Annotated in this window: 10 protein-coding genes; 7 read left to right on the top strand and 3 right to left on the bottom strand. The window is 37.7% G+C overall.

Translation table 11 applies throughout. From position 1 onward, the window contains the following. Positions 1-104: 104 nt before the first annotated feature. Positions 105-941, bottom strand: a complete 837-nt coding sequence (locus BZK24_RS05435; protein WP_077656817.1) for an HpaA family protein — start codon at positions 939-941, stop codon at positions 105-107. 133 nt (positions 942-1,074) lie between these two features. On the opposite strand from BZK24_RS05435, the gene mraY reads away from it, so the two are divergent. Both mraY and murD read left to right on the top strand, forming a co-directional pair. Next, positions 1,075-2,136, top strand: a complete 1,062-nt coding sequence (gene mraY / locus BZK24_RS05430) for a phospho-N-acetylmuramoyl-pentapeptide-transferase (protein ID WP_077656816.1) — start codon at positions 1,075-1,077, stop codon at positions 2,134-2,136. Between the two features lies 1 nt (position 2,137). After that, entirely contained in the window at positions 2,138-3,406 is a 1,269-nt protein-coding gene (gene murD / locus BZK24_RS05425; protein WP_077656815.1) for a UDP-N-acetylmuramoyl-L-alanine--D-glutamate ligase, read from the top strand. Here the strand turns inward: murD and BZK24_RS05420 are convergent. Both BZK24_RS05420 and ybgC read right to left on the bottom strand, forming a co-directional pair. After that, positions 3,403-3,663 carry an HP0495 family protein gene (locus BZK24_RS05420; protein WP_001138704.1) on the bottom strand — a complete coding sequence of 87 codons (261 nt, stop codon included), beginning with the start codon at positions 3,661-3,663 and terminating at the stop codon, positions 3,403-3,405. The genes murD and BZK24_RS05420 overlap by 4 nt on opposite strands. Continuing rightward, positions 3,653-4,054 carry an acyl-CoA thioesterase YbgC gene (gene ybgC, locus BZK24_RS05415; RefSeq protein ID WP_001203779.1) on the bottom strand — a complete coding sequence of 134 codons (402 nt, stop codon included), beginning with the start codon at positions 4,052-4,054 and terminating at the stop codon, positions 3,653-3,655. Before ybgC ends, BZK24_RS05420 begins: the two co-directional genes overlap by 11 nt. 231 nt (positions 4,055-4,285) lie before the next feature. Between ybgC and BZK24_RS05410 the strand changes: the two genes are divergently transcribed. The 5 genes from BZK24_RS05410 to BZK24_RS05390 form a co-directional block, all read left to right on the top strand. Then, a complete protein-coding gene (locus BZK24_RS05410) occupies positions 4,286-5,614 on the top strand; it encodes a sodium-dependent transporter (RefSeq protein ID WP_077656814.1) in 1,329 nt (442 codons plus the stop codon). A gap of 10 nt (positions 5,615-5,624) precedes the next feature. Then, positions 5,625-6,953 carry a sodium-dependent transporter gene (locus tag BZK24_RS05405; RefSeq protein WP_077656813.1) on the top strand — a complete coding sequence of 443 codons (1,329 nt, stop codon included), beginning with the start codon at positions 5,625-5,627 and terminating at the stop codon, positions 6,951-6,953. Positions 6,954-6,968: 15 nt separating this feature from the next. Continuing rightward, positions 6,969-8,036 (top strand): phospholipase A, encoded by a 1,068-nt coding sequence (locus BZK24_RS05400; RefSeq protein ID WP_077656812.1) that lies wholly within the window; start codon positions 6,969-6,971, stop codon positions 8,034-8,036. A 55-nt stretch (positions 8,037-8,091) separates the two neighbouring features. Continuing rightward, on the top strand, positions 8,092-9,216 hold the full coding sequence (gene dnaN, locus BZK24_RS05395; protein ID WP_077656811.1) for a DNA polymerase III subunit beta: 1,125 nt from the start codon (positions 8,092-8,094) through the stop codon (positions 9,214-9,216). Between the two features lie 12 nt (positions 9,217-9,228). Beyond that, on the top strand, positions 9,229-10,437 hold a 1,209-nt coding region (locus tag BZK24_RS05390), incomplete at its 3' end, for an ATP-binding protein (protein ID WP_242423419.1).

Here is a 10,437-nt window from a genome sequence, read left to right as displayed (position 1 = left end):
GCCATTGTGTATCCTTAAATATTGAAATGAATTTGACACTATACCTAAATTAGCCTTTAAAAAGACTGATTTTAAGGCCAATTTTTAAATGGTTCGTTTAAGAACTACTTTTTTTGAGGCATAGAACTTTTAAAGCCTTTCATTCTGTCAATAGCGTCTCTGTATTTGGCGATATTTTCTTCTGTAAGTTCTGTTACAGCTTTTCTCATGACAACCGCATACATTCTGTTTAAAATCTTGTGTATCGCGTCTTCTTTATTCTTTTCCAAATCTTCATGGATAATGCTGTTTGAAGAATTAAGCCCTCCAGAATTACTGTGTTTGTAAGTATAGGTCATTGCCTGAAAAGTTCCCACTTCCACAGCAAAATCATGAACTACACGATTGCTTTCTGGCTCATAAAAATTAAACCACACAGAGCCTGAACTTTGATCCACTAGCGTGTCTAAATTAGGATCATTGGGATCTTTTAAATTCATTTTCAAATCTTCTAAGATTCCTACCCACCCTTTCAAATCCAAAACGGAAAAAATCTTTCTCTTATCTTGTGCATTCAAAGCTTTTTCATCTTGAAAACGCAACACTTGATAGCCTCTTTTTTCAAAAATAGTTTGGATTTGATTGACTAAAGCGTCTTGAAACTTATCAATATAGGGCTTTAGATTATCGCTCACTTGAATGCGTGGCATTAAAATACCTACAACATGATGGTTTTGTGGGGCTTGAACAATATGTACTGGGTAATTAAAATCTAGCGGCGTAACATGTTCAGAGCTTGTTTGTATTCTTTCATGAGCTTGAACTTGATTTTTGGCGTCATTTGGTGTTTTTGTTTCAGTGCTTGGATTCATCGCGCAACCGATTAACACGCCTGAAAGCCCTAAAGCCACTAACATTTTAGAATAAATTCTAACTTTTTTAAAAATAAGCGAACGCTCCACAAAAGACTCCTAAAATCCTAAAAATTAAAACAGACTTCTATTCTACCCTATTCATGCTATTTTTAAGTAAACCAATTTGCGCTACAATTTTCTTTTTTTCTAAATTTCAAGCATGGCGATTTTAGGGGATTTTATGCTCTATTCTTTACTATATGGCTATTTTAATATCAATCTTTTCCAGTATTTGACTTTTAGAGCAGGGTTAGGGTTTTTCATAGCCTTTTTCCTCACGCTTTTTTTAATGCCTAAATTCATTCTATGGGCCAAGGCTAAAAAGGCTAACCAGCCCATTTCTAGCTTCGTGCCAAGCCACCAGAATAAAAAGGATACCCCTACGATGGGGGGGATTGTGTTTGTTTTTGCAACCATTGTTGCGAGCGTGTTGTGCGCGTCTTTGGGTAATCTTTATGTGTTGTTAGGGATAATCGTGTTAGTGGGCTTTAGTTTTGTGGGTTTTAGAGACGATTACACTAAAATCAACCAGCAAAATAATGCCGGAATGAGCGCGAAAATGAAATTTGGCATGCTTTTTGTCCTTTCGCTTGTAGTGTCTGTTTTATTGAGCTTTAAGGGGTTGGATACTTTTTTATACGCGCCTTTTTTGAAAAACCCTTTGTTTGAAATGCCCACGATGTTAGCGGTTGGTTTTTGGGTGTTGGTTTTTTTATCCACGAGCAATGCGGTGAATTTAACCGACGGCTTAGACGGCTTAGCGAGCGTGCCTAGCATTTTCACCCTCTTAAGCCTTTCTATCTTTGTGTATGTGGCAGGGAATGCGGAATTTTCTAAATACTTGCTTTATCCTAAAGTCATAGATGTGGGGGAATTGTTTGTTGTCTCGCTAGCGTTAGTGGGATCGCTCTTTGGCTTTTTGTGGTATAACTGCAACCCGGCAAGCGTGTTTATGGGTGATAGCGGGAGTTTGGCTTTAGGAGGGTTTATCGCTTATAACGCTATTGTTTCGCATAATGAAATCTTGCTCGTTTTAATGGGATCTATTTTTGTAATAGAAACTCTGTCTGTGATCTTGCAAGTAGGGAGTTATAAAACCCGTAAAAAACGCCTTTTTTTAATGGCGCCCATCCATCATCATTTTGAGCAAAAGGGTTGGGCAGAAAATAAGGTGATCGTGCGTTTTTGGATCATTTCCATGCTGAGTAATTTAGTCGCTCTTTTAAGCTTGAAGGTGCGTTAAAATGAAAATCTCTTTATTGGGGCATGGCAAAACCACTCTAGCTTTGGGGCGTTTTTTTAAAAAAAACCATAACGAAGTCAAATTTTTTGATGATAAATTCCTTTCATCTTTTAAAGATAGCGAGGGTTTTCTTTGCTATCCCAGTAAGGATTTTAACCCTAATGATTCCCAACTAGAAATAGTCAGCCCTGGCATTAGTTTCACGCACCCTTTAGTCATAAAAGCCAAGCATTTAGTGAGCGAATACGATTATATTGACAGCTTGTTTAATTCTGTTTTCACGCCTACTATAATCAGTATTAGCGGCACTAACGGGAAAACCACCACGACCGAAATGCTCACCATGCTTTTAGAAGATTTTAAGGCTGTGAGTGGGGGGAATATCGGCACGCCCTTGATTGAATTGTTTGAAAAGCAATCGCCCTTGTGGGTGTTAGAAACAAGCTCCTTTTCTTTGCATTACACGAATAAGGCTTACCCTTTAATCTACTTGCTCATCAATATAGAAGCCGATCATTTGACTTGGCATTGCAATTTTGAAAATTATTTGAACGCTAAACTCAAGGTTTTATCGTTGATGCCTAAAACTTCGCTCGCTATCCTCCCTTTAAAATTCAAAGAACACCCTATTATTCAAAACTCGCAAGCGCAAAAAATCTTTTTTGACACAAGCGAAGAGATTTTAAAGTGTTTAAAAATCCCTTCTAACGCCCTTTTTTTTAAGGGAGCGTTTTTATTGGACGCGGCTTTAGCCCTTTTAGTTTATGAGCAATTTTTAAAAATAAAGAATTTAAAATGGCAAGATTATAGAGAAAACGCCCTTAAAAGACTGAACGCTTTTAAAATCGGCTCGCATAAAATGGAAGAATTTAGGGATAAAGAAGGGTGTTTGTGGGTAGATGACAGCAAAGCCACGAACATTGATGCCACCTTACAAGCTCTAAAAACCTTTAAAAACCAAAAAATCCATTTGATTTTAGGGGGCGATATTAAAGGGGTCAATTTAACCCCCCTTTTTGAAGAGTTTAAAAACTATAAAATAAGCCTTTATGCCATAGGATCAAGTACTTCTATCATCCAAGCCTTAGCGTTAGAATTTAATGTTTCTTGTCAAGTTTGTTTAAAGTTAGAAAAAGCGGTTCAAGAAATTAAAAGCGTTTTATTGCAAAATGAAGTCGCTTTACTTTCACCCAGCGCGGCCAGTTTGGATCAATTTTCTTCGTATAAAGAAAGGGGTGAAAAATTTAAGGCGTTTGTTTTAAAAGACTAAAGTGCATGCACCACGACTTCTAATTGTGAAATTTTTTGAAAAATCTCATTCCGTTCTACTTCGCTTGAAACTTCCATAGAAACATTAAAGCTATAAAATTTAGCGTTTTTAGAAGTGTTTTTGAATTCCAATTTAAAGGGGCGTTGGTAGGTTTCTAAAAGCTCTTTTAACATGCTTGTATTGTTAGTGGTCATAATCACTCTATAATCCCAAAGACAAGGGTAAATAATGGTGGGTTTTTCTAAATCAGACGGCACTAAGAAGCTCCTTAAACAATTTAGGAATGGCAATAGGGCTGTATGTAGAGCGGTTGACAAAGCCAAACTTGATTTCTGAAGCAAAGACTTTAAAGGGCTTCATAGGCTCTAAAGAAGCGTTTTGGATGCAATAAATTTCTTGAAAAAGCACCACAAAAACCTTTCTTAATTCTTTAATTTGCGTTCTTATCTCTAAGACTTGTCCTAAACTCGCAGGGGTAAAAAAATCCGCTTTGATAGAGCGGATGACAAACACGCCTTCTTCATTTTCTGGCAAAACATTTTTTTTAAAAAAAAACTCGCTCCTAGCCCTTTCGCAATATTTCAAATAATTCGCATGATAGACCACGCCTTCAGAGTCGGTATCTTCGTAATATACCCTACAGCGCATTAATTCCCCTTACTTAAATAATGAAACTTTCTCAAAATTATACAATATGTAACTTAACTATAGTATAATCTAGGGGCGTTGCTTTATAATTTTTAGGTATTTTTGAAAGTGGGTTTTTTCTTAAATCTTAAGATCTTTAGAGATTTCAAAAAACTAATACAGCAATAGTTGGGCGATTAAGGACATAGCTCCTTAATTTTAATCATTGACAAGGAGTTTGGTAGTTAGGATATGGGTAATCATTTTTCTAAATTAGGATTTGTTTTAGCGGCCTTAGGGAGCGCGATAGGTTTAGGTCATATTTGGCGTTTCCCCTACATGACTGGGGTGAGTGGTGGGGGTGCTTTTGTTTTATTGTTTTTATTTTTATCTTTAAGCGTTGGTGCGGCGATGTTTATCGCTGAAATGCTATTAGGACAAAGCACGCAAAAAAATGTAATAGAAGCTTTTAAAGAGCTTGACATTAACCCTAAAAAACGCTGGAAATACGCAGGACTTTTGCTTATTTCTGGGCCTTTAATACTGACTTTTTATGGCACGATTTTAGGTTGGGTGCTTTATTATTTAGTGAGTGTTAGTTTTAATTTGCCTAACAATATCCAAGAATCTGAACAAATTTTTACTCAAACTTTGCAGTCTATAGGGCTACAATCCATAGGGCTTTTTAGCGTTTTATTCATAACCGGATGGATTGTTTCTAGGGGGATTAAAGAAGGGATTGAAAAACTCAATCTAGTCTTAATGCCCTTACTCTTTGCCACTTTTTTTGGTTTGCTTTTTTATGCGATGAGCATGGATTCTTTTTCTAAAGCCTTCCATTTCATGTTTGATTTCAAGCCAAAAGATTTGACTTCTCAAGTGTTCACTTATTCCTTGGGGCAGGTTTTCTTTTCTTTAAGCATAGGTTTAGGGATTAATATCACTTACGCTGCGGTTACGGATAAAACGCAGAATTTGCTTAAAAGCACTATTTGGGTGGTTTTATCAGGGATTTTGATTTCTCTTGTGGCAGGGCTTATGATTTTCACTTTTGTGTTTGAATATGGGGCGAATGTCTCACAAGGCACAGGGTTAATCTTCACTTCTTTACCGGTGGTTTTTGGCCAAATGGGAGCGATAGGCGTTCTTGTTTCAATTCTTTTCTTGCTCGCGCTCGCTTTTGCTGGCATCACTTCTACGGTGGCTTTATTAGAGCCAAGCGTGATGTATCTTACCGAAAGGTATCAATACTCTCGTTTTAAGGTTACTTGGGGTCTTGTAGCGCTAATTTTTATTGTAGGCGTGGTGTTGATTTTTTCGCTCCACAAGGATTATAAAGACTATCTCACTTTCTTTGAAAAAAGTCTTTTTGATTGGTTGGATTTTGCCTCAAGCACCATTATCATGCCTTTAGGGGGGATGGCAACCTTTATTTTTATGGGCTGGGTTTTGAAAAAAGAAAAATTGCGTCTTTTGAGCACGCACTTTTTAGGCCCTAAATTGTTTGCAACTTGGTATTTCTTGCTTAAATATATCACCCCTTTAATTGTGTTTTCTATTTGGTTGAGCAAGATTTATTAAAATATTTAGCATGGGAAAATTTTCTAAATTAGGCTTTATTTTAGCCACTTTGGGTAGCTCTATCGGTTTAGGGCATATTTGGCGCTTTCCTTATATGGTAGGTCATAATGGGGGGAGTGCGTTTGTGCTTTTATATCTAGCGCTAACCTTGAGTTTAGGCATTGCTATGCTTTTAGTAGAAATGCTGATTGGGAATTTGGGTAAAAAAGATGTTGTTTCTAATTATCAAATCTTAGATCCTAAAAGGAAAAAATATTACCCTTTCACTTCTTTTTTTATTTTAGGTGGCCCTCTCATTTTATCCTTTTATGCGGTGGTGTTAGGCTGGGTGCTTTACTATCTTTTTGTAGTAACTTTTGATTTGCCTAAAGATTTAGAGCAAGCTAAAATGCAATTTAGCACGCTCCAAAATGGCAGTTTAATCTGGCCTGTTATTGGCTTTAGCGCATGCTTATTGTCGACAATATGGTTTGTTTCTAGGGGGATTGAAGAGGGGATTGAAAAATTAAATGTCGTGCTGATGCCCTTATTGTTTGTGATTTTTATAGGGCTTTTAATCTATGCGATGACTTTAGAAAGCATGCCTAAAGCTTTGCGCTTTTTATTTAATTTTGAGATTCAAAAGATTGATTTTAAGGTTGTGATGGACGCTTTAGGGCAGATGTTCTTTTCTTTGAGTTTGGGGGTAGGCACGATCATTACTTATTCGGCTTTTACGCCTAAAAAAGAAAATCTACTCAAAAGCTCTTTATTTATTGTTTTACCGGGTATTTTAATTTCTTTGATTGCTGGGGTGATGATTTTCACCTTTGTGTTTGAATACCATGCGGATGTGTCTCAAGGGCCAGGGCTTGTTTTTATTTCCTTACCTTTAACTTTCGCTAAAATGGGCATGAGTGGGCAGATCGTTTCGCTCTTTTTCTTTATAGCCCTTGTTTTTGCCGGGATCACTTCCACGGTTTCTTTGGTAGAGCCTTTAGCGCTTTATCTCATTAATCGTTTTAATTTTTCGCGCTTTCAAGCGTCGCTATGGATAGGGGTTGTTGTGTATGTTTTAGGCGTTTTAGTCATTCTTTCTATGAATGAACGATACGCTAAGTTTTTGAGTTTTGCTCATAAGAGCGTGTTTGGGTGGCTGGATTTCATCACTTCTTCATTTTTAATGCCTTTGGGAGGCTTGTTTTCAGTCTTATTTGTGGGATGGATTTTAAATAAAAAGCACTCTTTTTTAGCCACGAAGCATTTCTTTAATATAAACGCCTTTAAAGCGTGGCATTTTAGCGTTCGTTTTATCGCACCTGTAGTGATTTTAGCGATTTTCATCTTGCAATTTAAATGAAGATAAGAAGGCTTAATGAAAAGCATTTGGCTCTTTATGATTTTTGTAGTTTGTCAGTTAGAAGGCAAAAAATTTTCACAAGATAATTTTAAGGTGGATTATAACTACTATTTGCGCAAACAGGATTTGCACATCATTAAAACGCAAAACGATTTGTCCAATGCCTGGTATCTCCCTCCACAAAAAGCCCCCAAAGAACATTCTTGGGTGGATTTTGCTAAAAAATATTTAAACATGATGGATTATCTAGGCACTTATTTTTTGCCTTTTTATCATAGTTTCACCCCCATTTTTCAATGGTATCATCCTAATATCAACCCGTATCAACGCAATGAGTTTAAGTTCCAAATCAGTTTTAGAGTGCCTGTATTTAGGCATATTCTTTGGACTAAAGGCACGCTTTATTTGGCTTATACCCAAACTGACTGGTTTCAAATTTATAATAACCCTCAATCCGCTCCCATGCGAATGATCAATTTCATGCCTGAACTCATCTATGTTTATCCTATTAATTTTAAACCTTTTGGGGGTAAAATAGGGAATTTTTCTGAAATTTGGATAGGTTGGCAGCACATTTCTAATGGCGTGGGAGGCGCGCAATGTTACCAGCCTTTTAATAAAGAAAGTAATCCTGAAAACCAATTCCCAGGAGGGCCTGTAATCGTTAAAGATTATAACGGGCAAAAAGACGTGCGCTGGGGGGGGTGCCGCTCTGTGAGCGCGGGGCAACGCCCTGTGTTTCGCTTGGTGTGGGAAAAGGGAGGCTTGAAAATCATGGTCGCTTATTGGCCCTATGTCCCTTATGATCAATCCAACCCTAATTTGATTGATTACATGGGGTATGGTAACGCTAAAATAGATTACAGGAGAGGGCGCCATCATTTTGAATTGCAACTTTATGATATTTTCACGCAATACTGGCGTTATGATCGCTGGCATGGGGCTTTCCGCTTAGGCTATACCTACCGCATTAACCCTTTTGTAGGGATTTATGCGCAATGGTTTAATGGCTATGGCGATGGCTTGTATGAATACGATGTTTTTTCCAATCGTATAGGGGTAGGAATACGCTTAAACCCTTAAAAAAGCGTTCTTTTATGCTATAATAAGACTAAAAATTCAAGGGGATTATTCAATTATGAAAATCAGTGTCAGTAAAAACGATTTGGAAAACACTTTGCGCTACTTGCAAGCCTTTTTGGATAAAAAGGACGCTTCTTCTATCGCTTCACACATCCATTTAGAAGTCATTAAAGAAAAGCTTTTTTTGAAAGCGAGCGATTCCGATATTGGGCTAAAAAGCTATATTTTTACGCAATCTAGCGATAAAGAGGGCGTTGGTACGATCAACGGGAAGAAGTTTTTAGACATTATTTCATGTTTAAAAGACTCTAATATTGTTTTAGAGACTAAAGATGACAGCTTGGTGATCAAACAAAATAAAAGCTCTTTCAAACTCCCCATGTTTGACGCTGATGAGTTTCCTGAATTCCCTATTATTGAGCCAAAAGTGAGTTTAGAAGTCAATACCCCCTTTTTGGTGGATGCGTTTAAAAAGATCGCTCCTGTGATTGAGCAAACCAGCCATAAAAGGGAATTAGCCGGTATTTTAATGCAATTTGATCAAAAGCACCAAACCCTTTCGGTGGTAGGCACGGATACCAAGCGGCTTTCTTACACGCAGTTAGAAAAAATCTCTATCCATTCCACTGAAGAAGATATTTCTTGCATTTTACCTAAAAGGGCTTTATTAGAAATCCTTAAGCTTTTTTATGAAAATTTCAGTTTTAAAAGCGATGGCATGCTAGCGGTGGTTGAAAACGAAACGCACGCTTTTTTCACCAAGCTCATTGATGGGAATTACCCTGATTATCAAAAAATCCTCCCTAAAGAATACACTTCTTCTTTCACTTTAGGCAAGGAAGAATTTAAAGAGAGCATTAAGTTATGCAGTTCTTTAAGCTCCACCATTAAACTCACTTTAGAAAAAAACAACGCTTTGTTTGAATCTTTGGATTCTGAGCATAGCGAAACGGCTAAAACCTCTGTTGAGATTGAAAAAGGTTTGGATATTGAAAAAGCCTTTCATTTGGGCGTGAACGCTAAATTTTTCCTTGAAGCCTTAAACGCTTTAGGGACAACGCAATTCGTTTTAAAATGCAATGAGCCTTCTTCGCCTTTTTTGATCCAAGAGTCTCTTGATGAAAAGCAAAGCCACTTGAGCGCTAAAATTTCCACTTTGATGATGCCAATCACATTATAAAGGCTTGATTGAATGCAAAATTACCAGAGCCATAGTATTAAGGTTTTAAAAGGCTTAGAGGGGGTCAGGAAACGCCCTGGAATGTATATTGGCGATACCAATATAGGCGGGTTGCACCACATGGTGTATGAAGTCGTGGATAACGCTGTAGATGAGAGCATGGCGGGCTTTTGTGATACGATTAACATCACTTTGACTGAGGAGGGGTCATGCATTGTAGAAGATAACGGGCGAGGCATTCCTGTAGATATTCACCCCACGGAAAAAATCCCCGCTTGCACCGTGGTTTTAACGATTTTGCATGCGGGGGGCAAGTTTGATAATGATACTTATAAAGTTTCAGGCGGTTTGCATGGCGTGGGCGTTTCGGTTGTGAACGCTTTGAGCAAACGCTTGATCATGACCATTAAAAAAGAGGGTCAAATCTATCGCCAAGAGTTTGAAAAGGGTATCCCCATTAGCGAGCTTGAAGTCATTGGCAAAACCAAAAGCGCTAAAGAAAGCGGCACGACTATTGAATTTTTCCCTGATGAAAGCGTGATGGAAGTCGTTGAATTTCAAGCGGGTATTTTACAAAAGCGCTTCAAAGAAATGGCGTATCTTAACGACGGCTTAAAAATTTCTTTCAAAGAAGAAAAAACCCAACTGCAAGAGACTTATTTCTATAAAGATGGCTTGAAACAATTCGTGAAAGACAGCGCTAAAAAAGAATTGCTCACCCCCGTTATTTCGTTTAAAAGCATGGATGAAGAAACGCGCACTTCTATAGAGGTCGCTTTAGCGTATGCTGACGATTACAATGAAAACACTTTAAGCTTTGTGAATAACATTAAAACTTCTGAGGGCGGCACGCATGAGGCGGGCTTTAAAATGGGCTTGTCTAAAGCGATTTTACAATACATTGACAATAATATTAAAACTAAAGAGTCGCGCCCCATTTCTGAAGACATTAAAGAGGGTTTGATCGCTGTTGTGAGCTTGAAAATGAGCGAGCCTTTGTTTGAAGGGCAGACTAAATCCAAACTCGGTAGCTCGTATGCGCGCGCGTTGGTTTCAAAATTAGTCTATGACAAAATCCATCAATTTTTAGAAGAAAACCCTAACGAAGCTAAAATCATCGCTAATAAAGCCCTACTAGCTGCAAAGGCTAGAGAAGCTAGCAAGAAAGCCAGAGAGCTTACAAGGAAAAAAGACAATTTGAGTGTCGGCACTTTGCCTGGA

Origin of the sequence: Helicobacter pylori (genome assembly GCF_001998165.1) — a bacterium.
GTDB classification, from domain to species: domain Bacteria; phylum Campylobacterota; class Campylobacteria; order Campylobacterales; family Helicobacteraceae; genus Helicobacter; species Helicobacter pylori_DL.
The sequence above is the reverse complement of the archived record's forward strand: the minus strand, read 5'-3'. Positions and strand labels throughout refer to the sequence as shown.